We start from the raw sequence: 19,588 nt of genomic DNA, 5'->3' as shown, positions 1-19,588 counted from the left end.
CCTTGTTATTGGCTTATTGGCGGCTACGGAAAGTGGTCCACAAGCGGGTGCGCTGACGCATGTCCTTGAGGCTCATGCTGCGGTCGGCATACAGCCGCTCACGCACCTCGCTGTGCGGGTAGATGTCGGGATCGCTGCGCACCGCCTCATCCACCAATGGCGTCGCCGCCCGATTGGCCGTGGCGAAGAACAACGTATTGGTCAGCGCGGCCACGGATTCGGGGCGCAACATGAACTCGATGAAGGCCCGGGCGGCTTCGGGGTGTGGCGCGTCCTTGGGAATCGCCAGGTTGTCCTGCCACACCAGCGTGCCCTCCCGGGGAATGCGGTACGCCACTTCGAACGGCTTGTTGGCCTTGCGCGCCTGATCGGCGGCCATGCTCGCGTCACCGTTGTAGGTCAATGCCAGGCAGACGCTGCCATTGGCCAGATCGTTGATTTGCCGCCCGGTGGCGACGTACAGCACCGACGGCTGTAACTGACGCAACAGAGCGTCGGCGGCTGTCAGATCAGCCTTGTCGGTGCTGTAGGGATCTTTACCCAGATAGTGCAGCGCCAGGCCGATCACCTCTTGCGGCGAATCGAGAATCGCGATGCCGCAATCTTTCAGCTTGCTGGCGTACTCGGGTTTGAACAGCAGGTCCAGGCTGTTAAGCGGTACGTTGGGCAAGCGCTGCTGCACTGCTTCGACATTCATTCCCAATCCCAATGTGCCCCAGGTGTAAGGCACGCCATAACGATTGCCGGGGTCGACCGCCGCCAGTTTTTCCAGCATGTCCGGATCCAGGTTGGCGTAACCCTTCAGACCCTCATGGGGAATCTCCTTCAGCGCGCCCGCCGCCAGCCCACGCGCCAGCACACTGGACGACGGCACCACCACGTCGTAGCCGCTGCCGCCAGTGAGCAGCTTGGTTTCCAGGACTTCCGGCGCATCGAACGTGTCGTAGCGCACATGGATGCCGGTTTCCTTTTCGAACCGTTGCAAGGTCTCGGGCGCCACGTAATCGGCCCAGCTGTAGAGATTGAGGACTTTTTCCTCAGCCTGGGCCGGCACGGCCATGGCGAGGAACAGCGCGGGTAAACACAGCTTGAAGAGCGGAGCCATGACGAACACCTGACCGGAAGAAGTGGTTGCAGGATGCGCGGTCAGTTACATTGGAAAAATACCAAGTTAGTTATCCTGACTTTATTGCGGAGTAATGTTTGATGCTCGGTCAACTCCATGATCTGGACCTGCACCTGCTGCGCCTGTTTGTCAGCGTGGTGGAAAGCGGTGGCTTCAGCGCGGCTCAGGGTGAGTTGGGGCTGAGCCAATCGAGCATCAGCCAGCAGATGGCCAGGCTCGAAACCCGGCTTGGTTATCGGCTGTGCAGTCGCGGCAAGGGCGGGTTCAAAATCACCCCCAAGGGCGAACAGCTGCTCCTTGCCATTCGCGCCTTGTTCGAATCCATCGAAGCGTTCCGTCATCAATCCAACGGCGTGGCCGGACGCTTGATCGGCGAAGTGCGCCTGGGCTTGTCCGAAGCGCTTGATCAATCGGTACTGCAACGGGTTGCCGAGGCGATCCGGCGTTTTCGCGGACGAGATGAATCGGTGCGGATCGAGTTGATCAGCGCCATGCCCGGCGAAATGGAGCGGCTGTTGCTGCAACAACGGCTGGACCTGGCGATCGGTTATTTCTCACAGGCGCAGAGCGCTTTTGACTACCGCGAACTGTTCACGGAAACCCAGCACCTGTATTGCGCCCCGGGGCATCCGCTGTTTACCGATGAGGCGCCTGACGATCAAGCGCTTCAGGCCTGCGACCGGGTCGATCACCCCTACCGCTTCCTGCGCAGTGACGAGCCATTTCAGGGGAAGATGTGTTCGGCGCGTTCCGAGCAGGTCGAAGGCACCCTCGCCTTCATTCTTTCCGGCAAGCATGTCGGCTACTTGCCCGATCACTTCGCCCGCAGCTGGGAAGACAAAGGGTTGCTGCGCGCCGTGCGCCAGGTCGATATGAGTTTTGAGGTGGCGTTTCATCTGGCCCGCCATCGCGCTCAGGTGCCGGGGGATGCGCAGAAGGCCTTTGAAGAGGATCTGCTTGCGGCGTTTATTTGAAGAACAAAAGATCGCAGCCTCGTTTCACTCTGTAGGAGCTGTCGAGTGAAACGAGGCTGCGATCTTTTGACCTTGCTTTTGCCGTGGCCAGACCGTTCTGGCATTCTGCGCCTCCGGCAGTGCCTGAAGTGTTGCGCGAGTTGCCGAAGACGCTGCACAACATCTTCGAATCGCCGATCACCGTCGGTGCGTTGTGCGCTATCGTGCTGAATATCTTTCTGCCTGAAGAATTCATCGAGCTGGAAGAAGACGAGTTCGACCCGCAAGCCTCGATGCTTCAGGTGATGCAGAACCCGGATATTGCGGCCAAGGGTGAACCCGCTTCACCTGCGGCTGTCGCACAGTTGAACCGTGCGTAATGCTCAAGAGCCGAGCCACGAACGGCTCGGCCTTTTTCTTTACGAGAGCCTGTCCATGCGCAGATTGTTCGCACTTTCTCTATACCTGCCTCTCTCCCTCCTGCTGCTCTCGCTGAGCGCCTGCTCCCTGTTCCCTCATCGCGATCCGCTGAACATCAACGTGGTCGGTATCGAGCCGCTGCCAAGCCAGGAACTGGAAGTGCGTTTCGCGGTAAAACTGCGCGTGCAAAACCCCAATGAAACGGCGATCGACTACAACGGTGTAGCCCTGGACCTAGAGGTGAACGGGCAATCACTCGCCTCCGGTGTCAGCGACCAATCGGGCTCGATCCCGCGCTTTTCCGAAGCGGTGATTGTGGTGCCGGTGAGCGTTTCAGCCTTCTCGGTACTGCGTCAGACCCTCTGGCTGGGTCAGACGCAGACACTCAACAATCTGCCTTACGTGCTTCGGGGCAAACTGGCCAGCGGCGTGTTCGGCACGATGCGTTTCGTTGATCGCGGCAAACTCAGCCTGCCGAGACCGACAACCGACACGTGGTAATGCTCACGGTTCGGCCCGCGGTTTAACCGGATCGATCACCTGGGTCACGCAATGTTTGAGACCTTCTACGTGCCAGTTGGCCCACAGCCGACTTTTGCCGGTGCAGTCTTCATCCGGCTCTATCGCCAGCCAGTTTCGAGCGGCGATCAGGTAACGTCCCCGTGCACCAATGGGCAACATGGTTCCGGTGATGCCGTAGTCGATCTGCTCCTGATGCTTGCCAATGGATTCCAGAAACTGCACCGCCAACACCGGCGGCGACGGATGCACGACCCCGGTCGAGATCAATTGGTAGATCAATCCTGAACCATCGTTGCGATGCCGGGACAACGTCGATTCGATCACGCAAGCCCCTGCCACATGAACATCACCGGACACCAGCGTGACCTTGCATGACTCGGCCTGAGCAAAATCCAGCAGCCGCATGATCAGCCGCTTGCGTTCAGCCCGGTGGGGCAGGCTTCGCCAATGGTCGCGCAAATCATCCTCGAGTTCCTGTTGCCCCGAAATCAGGTCCAGCGCTTTTTCGGCCGCCTGCAAATCAAGATAGCCCACCGGAATACTCGACATCAGCAGCAAGTGCTTATGCGCCTTGACCTTGCCCAGCCAGGCATAAATCCCATCCCAACTGACGGGCGAAATGATCCGGGTTCGCCGAGCTGGCGGGGTCGTCAAATCCGGCGCACGTTCGCTGCGCAAGTCGGGAACCAGCAATGCCAATTCGCCCAGGCCGGTGAACCCCAGGTGAAAGCCGTCAGCGGTGTCGGGAATCGCGCAGGGATGAGTATCGGCGGACGGTTTGAGGTGCGGATGAGTCTGGATCAGTTGCTGCTGGAAAATCCTGAAATAGCGCTTGGCCGTGGCAAATAGCCCCTGGAACACCGGGCTTGAATGCAGAATCTCATCGTAGGAACCCCAGCCATCGATGATGTCGTGGTCATCCCACATCATCACCGTCGGAACGGCGCTGAGCAGCTTCGCGACCTCGGGCTGTTTCCAGCGCTCCAGATAGAGCCTGGCGAAGAACTTGTCCAGATCGGCTTCGATCACCTTGCTGTAGACCGCCTTTCGACGCTCGGCGAAGGGTTTGGCGAACCATGTTTTCATCGACGACACATTGCTGCGCATATCGTCGCTGTAAACCTGATCGCCGCCCATCAACAACAGGTGATAGGGCTTACTTTGATGAGCCCCCCACATGTGCTCCCAGCGCTCATGGTTCCTGTCCACCTTCTCCATGTCCTTGGGGTCCGAAAAACCGTTGCACGACACATAGGCCATGCGCGGCGACTGGCCCTCGGCCGGAACGACGAAGTTGGCCTCCGTGCCCTCGATCTTGATCGTGTAAGTGCTGGCAACAGCCTGGTCTTGCAGCGCTTTGAAATCGACGCGCCAGACGCGGTACTGAGGATTGAGCAGCGGGATATCGGCGGTGGCCAACGGTTTGCCGGCAGTGACACCGCCGGGTACTTTTACGCTGGGTGATGACGCGCCCAAGGGTAAAACCACTAGAGCCGACACGTTATAGACATTACTGTTGATGCCACGAAATTGCAGAATCGGGCCGAGTAACAAACTCATGGACAGTCCATCCGTTGACAGGGGTGTTGACGCCTAGAGACTAGACGGACAATCGGCGCTGCGCAGCTCCCACATCAGTCATGCGTTGAACCGCACACCCGGTTTGGCCCGTTCATCCACCGTCAACTCAAACACGTCCGGGCGCGCGTAGTGCCCGACCACGTCGTAGTCGTAACGAGCGCGGATCAGGTTGTCGGTGTCGATTTCGGCGCAGAGCAAACCGGCCTCGTCACGCAGCGGCCCGGCGAGAATGTCGCCCATGGGTCCGACAATCACGCTGCCGCCGGCAATCAACGGGCGCTCCGTCGGCCAGTTGGCGATTTCCACGCCCAAGGCTTGCGGTGAGGCCTGGACCTGACAGGCGCTGACCACAAAGCAGCGTCCTTCATGGGCGATGTGGCGCATGCTGACCTGCCACATTTCCCGCTCGTCCACGGTCGGCGCGCCATCGCAAAATCACGGGTATACGCGGTCGGTGTAGGAGCTGGCGCAGCCTGCGATCTTTTGATCTTCGGCAATGTCGAAACCGCCAAAACAAAAGATCGCAGCCTTCGGCAGCTCCTACAGAGGATTAGAGTCGAGATTATTTAGCGGCCATCAGGCGATTGACTTCGCTGCGCACCATGTTCGCGAATTCCGGGGGCGACATGCCGTCGAGTTCGGCGCGGACCCACTCGGCCCATTTGCCTTTGCGCTTGGCGCGCTCACCGAACAACCGTGCGGCTTCGCCCTTGGACTTACCCAGGTTGTTTTGCCAAAGTTCGAACAGACGGGATTTTTCATCTTCAAGCGCCGCGCGTTCGGCAAGGGGTTTGTCGGCCAGATTGAAGCTCATGGAAGATTACCTGCTGCGTAAAATAGGCGACATCTTACACTGTAGGAGGAAATGTCCTGCCCTGGATTTTTCTTCAGGGTGGAGTCGCCACGTAAAATGGCTGCAACTTTTGCCATGGCGCCAGACTCCATTGTTCACTGCCCATTTACCTGCAAGGAGTACTCTAATGGCCCGCAAAATCATCGATCAAGTCGCCGAGGATCAAATCAAGGATCAGGTCTTCAGCGAACTTCAGGCCCTGATCGAAGAGTCGGAAAAACTGCTCAAGAGCAGTGCCTCACTGGTCGGTGAAGAAGCGGACACCCTTCGTGGGCAAATCGCCCAGAAGCTCCAGCAGGCCCGGGGCTCAGTCTCCACTATGCGTGACCGGACCAGACCCGCAGTCCAGGCCAGCGAAATCTACATTGGCGGTCATCCCTGGCAAACCGTGGCCATCTCTGCCGGGTTCGGTTTGGTGGTGGGGTTGTTGTTGGGCCGGCGTTAAGCGGGAAGCACTGGACCTGCACCTGTAGGAGCCAGGCTTGCCGGCGAAAGCGCTCACGTCCGCCTTCGCCGGCAAGCCTGGCTCCTACAAAAAACATCGCCCCTCTCAGAGCCCCGCCATTTCCCGCAGATTCGCCAAGGTCTGAGCATCGAGCGCAATGCCTTCGACCTTGGCTTTGGCGCGCTGCCGGTGACGTCGATCACCCGGTAACCGCTTGAGTCCCACACCGTGCATTTGCCGAACCAGTTCCTGGCTGCGCTCGGCAAAGTTCTGCCCCGCCGATTTGCTCGGATCGATCACGATCAGCAGTTGACCGGTCCAGGGTGTTTTCGCCCCCGGATGGTTCGACCAGTCGAACTCGAAAGAAAAATTGCCACCGGTCAACGCCGCCGCCAACAACTCCACCATCATCGACAGCGCCGAGCCCTTGTGCCCGCCAAACGGCAGCAAGGCGCCGCCCTCAAGGATCGCTTTCGGGTCCTGGGTCGGCTGACCGAGGCTGTCCACACCCATGCCCGCCGGCAAACGCTCGCCTTTACGCGCAGCGATCTGTACATCGCCATGGGCAATGGCACTGGTCGCCAGGTCGAAAACGATCGGATCACCGTTGGCCCGAGGCGCGGCGAAGGCAATCGGGTTGGTCCCGAACAACGGCCGATCAGCGCCATGCGGCACCACGCAAGTCATGCTGTTGACCACACTCAGTGCCACCAGACCTTCATCGGCAAACGGCTCGACGTCTGGCCACAAGGCGGCGAAATGGTGGGAATTGCGGATGGCCAGCACCGCAATGCCGGCACTGCGTGCTTTCTCCACCAGCAATGGCCGCGCCGCCGCGAGGGCCGGTTGGGCAAAACCATTACCGGCGTCAACCCGGACGAAACCCGAGGCCACGTCCTCGACCACCGGCACCGCCTGACCATTGACCCAGCCGCTTTGCAGCGTCGACACATAACCGGGAATGCGAAAAACACCGTGACTGTGAGCCCCGTCACGCTCGGCACCGGCACAGTTGAGGGCCAGGGTTTTGGCGACATCGGCTGAGGTGCCGTGGCGCAGGAAAATCTGTTCGAGCAACGCCGTCAGCGCTTCAAAGGACAGGTTTTGCGAAACCGCAGTAGACACATGATCGTGTGGCACAGACATCTGAAGCTCCAGAGTAATTATTGGAGGGGGCAACAGCGTACGAAGACCAGCCGATTAACAACGCGCGGCGAGCGACCTGTCAACTTTTCAGTTGATTTCACGCATGCCGTATCGCGGGCTTCGGCTTTTTTTCAGGCTTGCACGATCACCGGCAGGCTGTGCGGTAACTATCTACCACCTTGCAGGCTCCACTGACTTTTAGTCTCGAGGCTCAATCCATTGGCGCGCATTTCAATCGCGCCCTGAACGAGACTCGACGATGCCTATACCAGTTACTCCGACAGTTACTCCGATAATTACTCCGATGTTTTTTCCCCAAGCCCTGAAGTCTCGTGGTCTCTGGAGAAAACTTGGCCAAACCCATGGGCTGACGCAAAAGGATTTCGAATGGTTCAGTCACCTGGAACTCGCCAGCCAGACGTTGCGCGGTCAACAGACCCCGCCCATGCTCGCCGAAAAAATCCTGCTCAAGACCAAGGACCTGGAACCCATCCCCCTGGCCGGTAGCTTCGTGCTGAGTGCCACACCGGATGACAAGGGCGTGATTCTCTACACGCCGTACGCGGGCATAAAGAAGTTCGACAGCCGCACGGCCTTGACCGAACAGCTAACCAGCCAGCTGAAAAGTGCAACGGAGGACGACGACCTGCTGGCATTCATGTCGTTGTCTCGACGCAAAACGCTGGTGAATGCCACCGATATCGATGTGACCTTTCAAACCGTCGAAGGCGAGGTGTTCGAAGACCAGAGTAGTACCATCACCGCAAATCAGCAGATGAACGATCAGGTCATGCTCGACGAGTTGAAAGCGCTGCCGACGCTCGTTTCAATGCTCGATGCGGTACTGAATGAACTGCTGAAGTCAACCTTCCCCAGTCTGGATCAGAGCCAGACCCAGGTCAGTTTCTATTTGACGGAAGCGGCCGATGAACACGATGAGGAAAGCACCCCGGCGCGGCGCTGGATCAACTCCATGTCCCTGAGTGATGCGGTGCTGCTGTACTACCGCAATCAACGCTGGCCGTCGGGATCACATGAGTTTTCCCACCCGAAAAAACACCCGGTAAGCACCGACCAGCCACACTGGGAAACCGCTGTAGTGACGGCTTCCAAAAAACTGATCAACCTGCTTTCCGGGAAAATGGAAGCCTACTGGGACGCCGCGAGTGTCCATGGCACTTCACGTCGCGAGTTTTTCAGCAAGGTCATCGCCGAAAAGGCGCGAGCGCAACTCCTGCTCAAGCGCGAAGCCGAGATCATCACGCCTGAACAAAGCCAGGACTTGCATTCGCTGATCAAGACGACCAGCAGAACGTTCGAGACACTGACCGTCGAAACCGTTCGTCTCTGGGAATACGAGGCCAACTATGTGGAGCTGGCAGGCTCGCTGATGATCAGTGGCAGCAAAGCTTTTCTCTATACCCCCGCTCAAGGGCTGCAGGTGCTGAAAAACTATCAGGACCTTAAAGACACCTTGCTGAGCAAATTCAGCGCGGCCGGTCATGAGGATGAGCTCTACGGCCTTCTGAGCCTGGACGAACGCAAGCGCTTCATCGGTTTTGATAAGCCAAATGTCACCGGGAAAGTCATTTCCGGTTCGATCTTCAAAAAGCTGTTTGAGGCGATCATCACCAAACAACAACAGAACATGGAGTATGCCCTGCATGTTTTCCGTCACAGCGACGGAGTCGTCCACATCAATGCCTTGTTCGACAAGGCGCTGGACATCCGCTCGATGATCAGCGAGCACCTGCTGACGCTCGACGCCCAAGGGCGCTGGAGTACGCGGCCGGTGTTGTCGGGCAATCAACAACCCTCCATGGTGCTGGCGGACACGGCGGCGGCGTTCGTGAAAACCTTCAGCGACATCGAGGCGCTGCTCAGCGCGGACTTCGCGTCCCAACCCGTCACTTCGTTGGCGCTGCAGCAAGTCCATCTGGAGAACATGAAGCCACGTCTGGCTCATGCCCTATCCGTAGGCATACGCGGGGAAGCCAGTCTTCGGGTGCTCAATGCCAAACTGCGCGCCACGGATCGGGCCATTGTCGATACGATTTTCAATCCGGATCAGTCCGATCGAAAAAACCGCCTCTCACACAAGGGGTTCCGGCCTGACGCCTATTCGTTGACCCTTGAATGCTCCGGCCAGACAAATGTATTGCCCTTGGCCAATTGCATGCTGTTGACCGAGCGCGGTGGGCTCGATCCTCAGCATTCGGGCCGAACGATTCTATGGACACCTGCACAGGGCCTGGAAGCCTTTGATACCGTCAGCCATGCAAAGCAGGAACTGGACCGACGTCTGCTTGATTCGCGTAAACGTCTGGGGCTGTTGGAAAACCTCACCCCTGCTCAACACACCTTCCACCGACTTTATTCGCTCGGCGAGTTGCGACTGATTGAAGGTCATGTCCTCCAGCAGTTATCACAATCGTCCATTGAACACTTCCTGGGACGTTGTGAACACCTGCGATCTCTGAAGCTGGACGATGCAAAACAGACCAATGCTCTTAAGGCCCTGACAAAAAAGGTGATCGACACCAACTTGCGCAAAGCCACCTTGATCGCCAAGGCGATTGCCCAACAGCAGTCCTTGCCAGCCTGGCTCGGAATGGCCCCCGTCGAGGACCAGCAATTGCACATCGAATTGCTGGAGCAATACCGCAACAGCGTCGTCGACGACAACGACAAAGACTACCTGCACGGCATAAAGACCCTGACGTCGTATGTGCATGACACATTGGTGTCGCTGCTCGGTAGCCGGTTCACCGGGAAACTGCCGGCCCCCGAGGACATCGAAATCACCCCCAACCTGACCCTGGTCGGTCCCGCTCAAACCCTCACCGAATTTGCCTTGAACCATGTCAACGTCGCCCAGGGCACAGGGTTCAAGGTCGCTTCGAAAACCACTCAATCTCTTCCGAAAGGCCTGGACCAGGCGGCTGTCCAGCAACTCTTGCTGTCATTGAACATTCAGCAAGCCTACAGAAAACTGGTGGCGGGCAGCTTGTCGGACAAAAGCACCGAGGCCAACGCTCGAGCGCTGCGCTTCATGCGGCAGCTGCCTTGGCAATTGATGCAACACGCCCATGCCCTGAAGCTGCAGCAACGTATTTCCGACAGCGGCTTCGACCTGATTCGACAGGTTATGGACATGCCGGACGCCATCGCCCGAGCGGCTGTCAAAGGCGCCCACGCCATCCTCCGCCCGCTGGAACTGATCAAGACAACCGGCGCTTCAGCCGTCAAAACCCTGGGCTTGTACCTGATCGGTCCCGGGACGGGACAGAAAGGCCCGCAAATTCTGTATGCGCCCTACCATGCCGTTTCGCCCTTCATTGAATTCGACAATGAGGCAAGCGTTGTCTCGGCGCTCAATGTGCCGGGGGCATTGCAGGACATGCTGATACGTCGCCTTCCGGAAAATGAGCAGTCTGGGTTCCGCAACCTGTTCAAGTCCACCATCGGCAAGACGAGCGAAATCACCTTCACGTCCAACCCCATCGGTGGCAACCTGCTGATCCGGTTGTTCAGCGACAACACCCTCCTGTTATCGCAAATGCTCGGCAGTCAGTCCGAAGCCACCGGCCTATCAGACTGGGAGGCTGCCAAAAACCTGTTCAGCTCCGGCATCGAACGTATCTCGGGCCTGTTACCTGGCAAACTCGCTTATGTGCAGTTTCTGTGGCAAGCCTACAAAGACTTCAAGGACTCGGCCGAAGGGCTGCAGGACCACCACTGGAAACGGGCATTGCTCGACTTTATTGCCGGTGCAGTGCAAATGGTGTCACTGGGCAGATTGTCGCTGGAAGAGTCGATCGGCACTGCGCAGGCGACAACTGACACCCTCGCCGAACCGAAGGCCACTCCTGTGGCCGCGCCGCAATGGTCGCAAGTGAAATCCACTGCACCGACGCGCACGTCACTGCAGCCTTTCGAAACCACCGCCGTCGAACTGAAGGATTTAAAGAAGACCAGCGCTGATGGCACTTACCTGGAAGCGACCAGCAAACGAACATATGCCCCCATCGCGGGCAAGGTGTACCGCGTGACCAAACCCGGGGCGATCTGGCGGATGGTCAAAGACAAGGAAGCGGGCCCTGCGCTACGGACTACGCCGGACAAACAACTGGTGCTCGATCCAGACACCCATACCGTCCACTATGGGAAAGCCCTGTCGAAAATGCACAATCAATATGTCACCGCTAGACAGGCCAGACAGGCTCTGAATATAGAAGCACGGGGAATGGAAGATATTCGGGCGACCTACCCGGAAAGAGCACGCACGATCGTGCACGCCATAGACCTGGCTCGCTACTACGCGTTCAACAGTCTGCATAACCTGGCTCAGCTCAGAAACCTGAACTCGGGGACGCGGCTGGATACCTTTCTTAAGCGCTTTTTTGATGTTGGCACCATCGACGCCGGTATCCTCGACAAGATCAAAAAAGTCATCGTGCCCATTTGCAAAGCGCTGGTGGACCCAAACGAGGATTTGATGAATACCGATCGTTTTGTGGTCGGCTCAAACAAATACCAGGGGGATAGTACAATCGCTTTTGTTGTACATAACGATGCACAGAAGCATGTGCATTTCACAGAAAGGTTTTTTGACCCGCAACTCGATTGGTATAATTCCTTTTTGAGTGAGCCTTTCAACGTTGACAATCATGCCCAGGCTGCAACCCTGATCCATGAGTTCTCCCACCTTTATTCAAAGACCGTGGATATTGCCACGCTTGAGTCAAGACGTCCGTTCTCCGATCTTATCGTGGACATAACCGTTGATAGCGCAAAGAGCAAACAGAATCAGTTGGACTTCCAGCGAGCCGCACTGTCCCTGGCGACCCCCAGGGAGCAACTGTTTGCACACTGGAACAGCGTATTGGACGAATGGATAGATCTGGACTCGGTTGAGGGGTTAGAACATGTGGGTAAGGACATTCTCAAAACGACAGGGTGCAAAACGATGGATGAAGCGCGCGATGCCTTCCTGAATCCCCTGAATGTGAGCCTGCGAACCGACACCATTTTGCGCAACGCCGACTCGATTGCGTACTTGATCTGTGAAATGGGCCGACAGCTGGATCCGGTACCCGTCACGACCCCTTGATTTGAACCGCAGATAAGCAATTTCAGCCGCAACACATTCTTGATTCCACCCTGCTGATCTTGACCATTTTTTCACTCCATTTATGGATACTGCCCGGACACCCTGTTTTAAGGGTGTCCGGGTGAAAAATAAGTCGTACTTTGATGGGCAATTGCCATGACGGTTGTTCTCGCAGACTTCTCCTCAAGGTTAGAATGCAGGAAATCAGGATGAGTCAATGACCGACCACTCTCTCTCGCAAGCTCAATACGACGCCATCACCGATGCCGCTGCGCACTGGTGCATGCGTTTGCATGCCATCGACTGCACGGCCGAAGAGCGTCTGGCGTTCGAGCAATGGCGTGATGCCCATCCTCTGCACGCCTTCGAGTACGAAGCCATGCTGGAGATCTGGGAAGTTGCGGGTGATTTGCCTCGCCCCGAATCTCCCGCGCCGGCTGTTCGCGGCAAACCGACAATGCCTTGGCGCACTTTCGGCATTGCCGCCACCGTCTGCGCCTTGGCGTTGCCACTGGCGGCCTATACCGGATGGAACCTGGGTTGGCTGCCCAATGCCTATCAGCATTTCGAGGCGACCGACAATGTTCGTCAGGTCACGCTGAGCGACGGCAGTCAGGTGGAACTCAACCTGGGCAGTGAACTGACGTTCAGCAATTACAAGGATCAGCGTCGTGTCACGTTGAAAAAAGGTGAAGCCTTTTTCAACGTCAGTCATGACCTGCAGCATCCGTTCATTGTCAGGGCAGCCGATGGCAGGATTCGCGTCACCGGAACCCAATTCAACGTCTGGATGTATGAAGACCAGGTACGCGTGAACCTGATCGAAGGTTCCGTGCTGGTGACCAGCAACGGTGCTCTGCCCGGCGAGGGTCTGCATCTCGAACCTGCCATGCAGGCACGTTACCGACACGGCGACTTCACGCCGCAAATCAGCCAGACTTCTGCCAACGACCATTCGCTGGCCTGGCGCAGCGGCAAACTGGTGCTCGATGATCTGACGCTGACCGATGCCCTGCCCTTGATCAATCGTTATTTGAACAAGCCCGTCATGATCGCGGACCACAGCACCGGCTCGATTCGCCTCGGCGGTATCTACAACATTAAAGAGCTCAATAGCCTGGTGGCTTCGTTGCCCAAGGTGCTGCCGGTCTACCTGACCCGTAACAAGGACGGCAATCCGGTCCTCAATTCGATCCCGCAACAAACCCCAAAAAGCTGAAGGCCGCGCCCCTTGCGGGGTGCGGCCTTCACTTTTGATTCAAACGCTATCGCGATTACTGCGCGGCGATCTTCTCTGCTTTTTCATCCTGCTCGCGGATCGTCCGAGCCTGGTACTGCGGATCGGACGTGATCTGCTGCTCGGTGAACGGCAACACACTTAACTGCTTCTTCGAAAAGGCCAGTGTCTGGTCCCGGGAGTACTTTGACGCCGGGTCACTGGACAACGAGAATGCCAGTAAGCCCTGAGCCTGCGGCCCTTTGTCATCGAACGTCACCACCTGCAAATAACTGGTGCCACTGACAACTTCGCGCTTGCCGTCGGTTCTCGGCACGCTTTGGATCGCGTTATACACACCCAGCGTGCCCGGCCCGCCGTGGATTGGCGTTTGCTGCCCGCCACTGCTCACTACCTGGATATCACCCCAGCGGCTATCGGCTTTCAGGCCAAGGGTTTTTACCTGTTCGACCGAGGCCAGCATCGCCGCCCGAACCGCTTTGGCGACGTCTGGCCGTTCAATTGCCAGGCCACGCGGTGTGTGTTGCGGATCCTTCGGGTCGAACGCCACACGCCAGATGCCAGGGATTTGCTGTAACGGCTCCATGACATTCTGAAAATGCACAAAGCCCAGTCCACTGTCCAGATTCACCCGGCGATCCCACGCCTTGAGGCTGGCACACAGCGGCCTAAGCGTCGGCGCATCGGCGCCGAGATGCGCGGCGCAGAGTTGCAGCAGATCCGGCATCACTTGGGCCGCCTGATACACCTGATCGTCCATCACCATGTGTTGCAGATCCGCCGCAGCGACAGGGCCGGCCTTGTTCAAGGTCCCCAGGCGCTCCAGCGCAAAGCGCGAACGCAGCCCCAATGGCTGATTGTCCTGACTGATCAACGGCGAGAAACCGGTGAGCGGTTGTGCCGGGTTGGCCATCCAGGCCGAATCATTGGAATGCTGCACAAAGTCTTTGCGCAGCAGTTGCGGCAGTTTATCTGCTGCGTAGATACCTTTTTGCGCAGCGTGCGGGTCAATGTCCCAGGCGCAGGCGCTGTTGGAACCGTCGAGCAGGATCATCTGTAATCCAGCCCGCGGATCGCTGCACTTGGCCAGTTTGTCGGCATTGACGTTCGGCACCACCGACAGGTTCATGTAAAGCGTCTGCCCTTGATCGTCTACCGCAAGGGTATTGACCCACGGAATCCCCTGAATCTTGTGCACCGATGCCTGCAATTCATTGAGGCTGGCGGCACGGTTCATCGCATACCACTGCTGCAAGACCCGGTCGTTTTCCAGATTGGCATCGCGCAGGCTGTAGGCGAACTGGTTGTTCCAGTCCAGCTTGCCGGGCCATTGCACAATCGGGCCAAATTGCGAGCTGTAGACCACATGGGAAATCTGCCGGGTCTGGCCATCGGCTTGCTTCACGTTCACCGCCAGCGTCTGCTTTTTCATCGGCAGGGACTTGCCATCCAGAAGGTAACGGGTCGGATCCTTGGGATCGAGTTGCAGACGATACAGCGTGAAGTGCTTGGACGAATCCACCGTGTGGGTCCATGCCAGGTGCTGGTTGAAACCAATATTGATCATGGGCAGGCCGGGCAACGCGGCGCCCATGACATCCAGTTTGCCGGGAATGGTCAGGTGCATCTGATAGAAACGCATCCCGCCCACCCAAGGAAAGTGCGGATTGGCCAGCAACATCCCGCGACCGTTGAACGAACGCTCGCTGCCAACCGCCACGGCGTTACTGCCGCGATCCAGAGCAAAGCGTTGCATGCGCGAAGCCGCCAGCTGGAAAGACGCCTGTTCGCCCGCCACATGGGCAGCGGTTTTAGGGGGGGTAGCGCCGGCCAATGCTTCGGCAAACTGCCCCACGCCGCCTTCGACCAACAGACGTCGGGTCAACTTGACCAAGTCCTGCGCAGTCATCGCGCGCACCCATTCTCCCTGGCACTGCTGCGGCAAGCCATGCGCTCGACGCTCTGTCAGCGAACGGTTGTAACCCGCCACGTAACCATCGATGAGCTCGCGGACTTCAGGTGTTTGCGCCTGCCAGAAAGCGGCGACAGCCTGGGGAGTGTTCAGCCAGTTGAAAAACACATCGCTGGCCAGGTTTCCGCGCTCTTCGACCGTAAACTGGTCCGGGCCGAAATACCGTGAGCGCTCGCCATTGACGGTGACGATCTCATTGGCCAGCAAGCACAGATTGTCCTGAGCGTAGGCATAGCCAATGCCATAGCCGAGGCCTCGCTCGTTGTCGGCACGAATATGCGGCACGCCGAAACTGGTTCGACGAATCTCGGCCGTCGCCTGCTCTGGCTGGCTGCGCGCGTTTGCCGCAAGACTCAGCCCCAGAAACACACCCGCAAGGCTCAACCTGGTTAACTGCCTGGAAATAATCACGCTCGCTCCTGATCGAAAAGACGTATGACACGCAATGCGCCTCCCCTTAAAACGAAGCAAACAGCAAAAATTTAAGCCTTCGAGGGCGCGCCCACGCCCGGCTCACGGGCAGCTGACGTAACGGCGACAAATTTTCTACAGGCGGGTCTTCATTATTTGCCGGGCTCGTTCGTCTTATTGATTGAGAGCACCCATCACATTTTTCCTGATCAGGCTCTGAAAAGGAGTTTTTGCATGTACAACCCGCAACTGCCAACGGACGGTAACCATGCGCCAAAGGCCAGCACTCTGGGCTCCCGCGCTTTCAATCAACCAGCCGAACGCCACGGCAACGAACGGATCAGGTTTCTGCTCAAGAGCTTTGGCCTGCGAACCAGTCTGATTCGCCTGAAAGTCATCGACGCCTTGCTGACCGCCGCCCAAAGCGACCGCAGCCTGGGGGTGCGTGGCGTGCATAGTCACTTGCTGGACCTGGACATTCCACTGTCCTTTCTCAGTGTCCGTGAAGTGTTGAAACGCTTGTGCGGTGAAGGCGTGATCACCCTCAATCCGGACAAAAGCTACAGCCTGCATCCACAGGCTGCCGCCGTCCTTTATAGCGAGCAATCCGGCCAGGGGGCGTCGCTCAAGGCTTGACCTTGCGACGCATCACGCCATTGATCACCACCACGAGCACCGCCACGCCAATGGCGATGTACTGGAACAGCTGCTCTGTGATGATCCCTGCATTTTGCAGCCAGGAGAGGCCGAACATGATCCCCAGTACCAGCAGGGAAATCAGTATCGAGTATTTCAAACGTTGCGACTGGGTCATTGCGGGTTCCTGAACCAAAAAATGTATCCGATTTCTATCCGATTGCATGCCAAGCCTCTACCGTTCTGCGGGAATGAGGGGGCTGCAAACGGGGTCTCATGTTACAGCCGATGAAGAGTTTTGACTTCATTGCGGCGATAACCCATGAGGATTTCGAAAGGTTCCGTCGAATCACACTGCTGATTCCCCTGCTCGCTCTCCTGACCCTGAGTGGCTGCATCGTTTTTCCCCACGGCGGCTGGCATGACGGCCACCATTAGGACCGTGGCGGACCTGGTTATTATCAACATCGATAATCTAACTGACTGACGCAACCAACGACTATTCAGCCGTTCACTTGTAAGAAAACAATCATTCTTTGCTCCATTGAAGAAATGCCCGCCCTCTAGCGGGCATTTTTCGTACATAGCTATTCTCATCAGTCTGTCAGTTTAATCCACTGTAATTATCGCTTTCCGACTTCCTCCCACACTTCGAAATATAGCGAAAACCATTGAAGCTTTAAGTCTCAATCATGCATTTGAGCTGTTCGCTATCGATGTCTATTCTCGATACATCACAAATAAATAAATCCTCAAACCACGAGTAAAACAGGGATGTTATGTTCAAGCCTTTAATCAATATCAGCCCACATCATTTGTTTGGTTTCTGCCTTGCGATTACTATTTTCGAATTGCTGACTTATATGGGCAGCGACATGATCATGCCCGCCATGTTGACTGTAACTCGTCAACTGGATGCCAGTCCGAGCCACGTTCCTTATGCCTTCAACCTTTACTTGATTGGCGGCATTCTCCTGCAATGGCTTATCGGTCCGCTGTCTGATCACTTCGGTCGCCGCAGGCTGTTACTCATCGGTTGTGCGGGGTTCGCTCTGGCCTGTGCCACAGCGTTTTACGTGCAGAGCATCTTTGTCTTCAATGGTTTGCGCCTGATTCAAGGCATGGGATTGGGATTTGTCATCGCCGTCAGTTATCCAGCCCTGCAAGAAGTCTTCTGTGAAGCCGACGCGGTAAAGATCATGGCATTGCTGGGCAACGTGGCGCTGCTCTCCCCGCTACTAGGCCCCTTGCTCGGCAGCCTGATGCTGGAATGGCTCTCCTGGCGGGAGCTGTTTCTACTGTTAGGTGTCGGCGGCGCGATGGTCTGGTTGGGGCTTTATTGGTACATGCCGGAAACCGTGGGCACCTTGCGTAAGGACGGTCAACGACTGGCTGCCGTGCCCTTTGAATGGGGCGGCACGGTGCGCCGCTACGCCGCTTTGCTCACCAACACGCAATTTCTGCGCGCTACCGTCGCCTTGGGACTGATGAGTCTGCCGTTGATTGCCTGGATCGGGCTGGCGCCACTCTTGCTGGTCCAGAATCAGGGGCTTTCTACCCTGCACTATGGCCTGTGGCAGATCCCGGTATTTGCGGCAGTCATTCTCGGTAACCTGATACTCAACCGACTGATTGCCAACACTGAACTGCCCCTACTGATTCGATACGCGCTCTGGCCGTTTTGCGGTGGGCTTATCGCGTTGGCCGCCATCACTTTGACCGGTGCTACGACGCTCCTGTTGGTCAGTTGCCTGTCGCTTTACGCCATCGGCCTTGGCATGAGCAACGCCGCGCTGTACCGGCTCGCGCTGTTTTCCAGCGATGACAGTAAAGGGCTGGTCTCAGCCGCGATCGGCATGATTTCCATCGCTGTCATGGGTGGAGGGGGCTCGATTATCGCTGCCCTGGGTGCCGGTGACAGCCTTGAGGCCTTCGCTCTGATGGCCTGTCTCATGGGGCTATTGTGCCTGGCGCCCTTGAGACTGTTTCTGCGTCGTTCTCACATCCCGCTTGCGATCTGACACCAACCAGTAGGTCTTTTGATGATCCAACTACCCCATACCGATGCGCTTTGTGCGTTAACGCAACCCTATTGCCTGGATTGCGTGCCGGACGGCCTGTTCGACCGGGCCATGAGCGAAATCAGCCTGTTTCATTGTCATCACACGCCCGGATACGAACGCTGGCTGAACGCCAATGGTCTTGACGCCAACGCCCTCGAGACACTGAATGACTGGTCAAGGCTGCCGCCGATTTTCGCCAATTACTTCAAACGTCATTTGGTGTTCGGTCCCACAGGCGAAGGCGCGCTGGAGCTGACATCATCCGGCACCAGCGGCCAAAAGAGTCGCATGCGCTACGACCATCGCAGCATGGCCGCGGCACAAGGCATGGTGAGCCACATTTTCCGGCATTACGGCTGGGATACACCGCATAGCCCCTGCAATTATCTGCTCCTGAGCTACGAGCCCGAGGCGGCCATCACCTTGGGCACTGCCTACACCGATCAGTTTCTTTGCAGCTACGCCCCTGTCAATCGTGTCGCTTATGGCTTGCGCCTCACCGGCAAAGGTCACGAGTTCGATCTTTTTGGTGTGATTCGAGCCTTGCAAGAGTTTGCCGAGGAAGGATTGCCCGTTCGCATTCTCGGTTTTCCGGCATTCCTTTCGCGCGCCCTCCAATGCATGGAAGACACCTGTATGGCCGATTTGCAGTTGCCTGCCCAGTCATTGGTGTTTCTGGGGGGCGGCTGGAAAACCCAGGAGGCACAGGAAATTCCCCTGCATCAGTTGTATGCCCGAATCAATCGGCAATTGGGTATCGACCTGCCCCGATGTCGGGACGGCTATGGCGCCGTAGAGCATGCAGTGCCTTATATCCAGTGTGCGCACCATCATTTTCATGTGCCGATCTATTCGAAGGTTTTCGTGCGTAACCCATCCGATTTCACTGTCCAGCCCTACGGCCAGCGCGGCTTGCTGGAATTCGTCTCTCCCTACATTTCGTCGAGCCCTGCCCATGCGGTGGTCATGGGCGATCTGGCAACACTACAACCCGGCGCCAGTTGCGGATGCGGTCTGCCAACCGATTGGTTCGAGCTGCATGGCCGTGCCGGCACCTCCGCCAGTCGCAGCTGTGCCATGGCCGCTTCCGAACTGATCGGAGGCGCTTGA

General features: G+C 57.4%; 14 protein-coding genes and 2 pseudogenes. 9 read left to right on the top strand and 7 right to left on the bottom strand.

Annotated elements, in window-relative coordinates; all coding sequences use genetic code 11:
• Positions 1–13: 13 nt before the first annotated feature.
• Positions 14–1,105 (bottom strand): polyamine ABC transporter substrate-binding protein, encoded by a 1,092-nt coding sequence (locus ACYZT2_RS14100; protein WP_461964827.1) that lies wholly within the window; start codon positions 1,103–1,105, stop codon positions 14–16.
• 101 nt (positions 1,106–1,206) lie between these two features.
• Here ACYZT2_RS14100 and ACYZT2_RS14095 point away from each other — a divergent pair, with 101 nt between their 5' ends.
• The 3 genes and pseudogenes from ACYZT2_RS14095 to ACYZT2_RS14085 all read left to right on the top strand — a co-directional run bounded on the left by ACYZT2_RS14095 (position 1,207) and on the right by ACYZT2_RS14085 (position 3,000).
• Positions 1,207–2,100: a LysR family transcriptional regulator gene (locus ACYZT2_RS14095; RefSeq protein WP_461964825.1), complete on the top strand. Its 894-nt coding sequence runs from the start codon at positions 1,207–1,209 to the stop codon at positions 2,098–2,100.
• A 116-nt stretch (positions 2,101–2,216) separates the two neighbouring features.
• Positions 2,217–2,459: pseudogene (locus ACYZT2_RS14090) on the top strand (xanthine permease XanP); the annotation flags it as partial.
• 55 nt (positions 2,460–2,514) lie between these two features.
• Positions 2,515–3,000, top strand: a complete 486-nt coding sequence (locus tag ACYZT2_RS14085; RefSeq protein WP_461964823.1) for an LEA/WHy family protein — start codon at positions 2,515–2,517, stop codon at positions 2,998–3,000.
• Positions 3,001–3,003: 3 nt separating this feature from the next.
• Here ACYZT2_RS14085 and ACYZT2_RS14080 read toward each other — a convergent pair whose 3' ends face one another.
• The 3 genes and pseudogenes from ACYZT2_RS14080 to ACYZT2_RS14070 all read right to left on the bottom strand — a co-directional run bounded on the left by ACYZT2_RS14080 (position 3,004) and on the right by ACYZT2_RS14070 (position 5,416).
• Positions 3,004–4,581: an alkaline phosphatase D family protein gene (locus ACYZT2_RS14080; protein WP_461964821.1), complete on the bottom strand. Its 1,578-nt coding sequence runs from the start codon at positions 4,579–4,581 to the stop codon at positions 3,004–3,006.
• Between the two features lie 78 nt (positions 4,582–4,659).
• Positions 4,660–5,025 (bottom strand): annotated as a pseudogene (locus tag ACYZT2_RS14075) (nitrilase-related carbon-nitrogen hydrolase); the annotation flags it as partial.
• A gap of 139 nt (positions 5,026–5,164) precedes the next feature.
• The gene (locus ACYZT2_RS14070; protein ID WP_007897387.1) at positions 5,165–5,416 is read right to left on the bottom strand and encodes a hypothetical protein; all 252 of its coding nucleotides are present in this window, start codon (positions 5,414–5,416) and stop codon (positions 5,165–5,167) included.
• A gap of 166 nt (positions 5,417–5,582) precedes the next feature.
• Between ACYZT2_RS14070 and ACYZT2_RS14065 the strand changes: the two genes are divergently transcribed.
• A complete protein-coding gene (locus tag ACYZT2_RS14065; RefSeq protein ID WP_461964818.1) occupies positions 5,583–5,900 on the top strand; it encodes an ElaB/YgaM/YqjD family protein in 318 nt (105 codons plus the stop codon).
• Positions 5,901–6,005: 105 nt separating this feature from the next.
• Here ACYZT2_RS14065 and ACYZT2_RS14060 read toward each other — a convergent pair whose 3' ends face one another.
• Entirely contained in the window at positions 6,006–7,046 is a 1,041-nt protein-coding gene (locus ACYZT2_RS14060; protein ID WP_461964816.1) for an Ldh family oxidoreductase, read from the bottom strand.
• Between the two features lie 304 nt (positions 7,047–7,350).
• Between ACYZT2_RS14060 and ACYZT2_RS14055 the strand changes: the two genes are divergently transcribed.
• Positions 7,351–12,159 carry a dermonecrotic toxin domain-containing protein gene (locus ACYZT2_RS14055; RefSeq protein ID WP_461964814.1) on the top strand — a complete coding sequence of 1,603 codons (4,809 nt, stop codon included), beginning with the start codon at positions 7,351–7,353 and terminating at the stop codon, positions 12,157–12,159.
• 217 nt (positions 12,160–12,376) lie between these two features.
• Positions 12,377–13,378: a FecR family protein gene (locus tag ACYZT2_RS14050; RefSeq protein ID WP_461964812.1), complete on the top strand. Its 1,002-nt coding sequence runs from the start codon at positions 12,377–12,379 to the stop codon at positions 13,376–13,378.
• Positions 13,379–13,433: 55 nt separating this feature from the next.
• On the opposite strand, the gene pvdQ is transcribed toward ACYZT2_RS14050, so the two are convergent.
• Positions 13,434–15,779 (bottom strand): bifunctional acylase PvdQ, encoded by a 2,346-nt coding sequence (gene pvdQ, locus ACYZT2_RS14045; protein ID WP_461964810.1) that lies wholly within the window; start codon positions 15,777–15,779, stop codon positions 13,434–13,436.
• A 234-nt stretch (positions 15,780–16,013) separates the two neighbouring features.
• Here pvdQ and ACYZT2_RS14040 point away from each other — a divergent pair, with 234 nt between their 5' ends.
• Positions 16,014–16,415, top strand: a complete 402-nt coding sequence (locus ACYZT2_RS14040; protein WP_461964808.1) for a fe2+ zn2+ uptake regulation protein — start codon at positions 16,014–16,016, stop codon at positions 16,413–16,415.
• Here ACYZT2_RS14040 and ACYZT2_RS14035 read toward each other — a convergent pair.
• Positions 16,405–16,593 (bottom strand): hypothetical protein, encoded by a 189-nt coding sequence (locus ACYZT2_RS14035; RefSeq protein WP_461964806.1) that lies wholly within the window; start codon positions 16,591–16,593, stop codon positions 16,405–16,407. The genes ACYZT2_RS14040 and ACYZT2_RS14035 overlap by 11 nt on opposite strands.
• Before the next feature lie 601 nt (positions 16,594–17,194).
• Here ACYZT2_RS14035 and ACYZT2_RS14030 point away from each other — a divergent pair.
• Together ACYZT2_RS14030 and ACYZT2_RS14025 are read left to right on the top strand one after the other, a co-directional pair.
• Positions 17,195–18,436: an MFS transporter gene (locus ACYZT2_RS14030; RefSeq protein WP_461964804.1), complete on the top strand. Its 1,242-nt coding sequence runs from the start codon at positions 17,195–17,197 to the stop codon at positions 18,434–18,436.
• 21 nt (positions 18,437–18,457) lie between these two features.
• Positions 18,458–19,588, top strand: coding sequence for a LuxE/PaaK family acyltransferase (locus ACYZT2_RS14025; RefSeq protein WP_461964802.1), 1,131 nt, complete (start codon positions 18,458–18,460; stop codon positions 19,586–19,588).

It is taken from the genome of Pseudomonas sp. MDT1-85, assembly GCF_054898065.1.
This window is presented reverse-complemented; position numbering and strand designations above follow the sequence as displayed.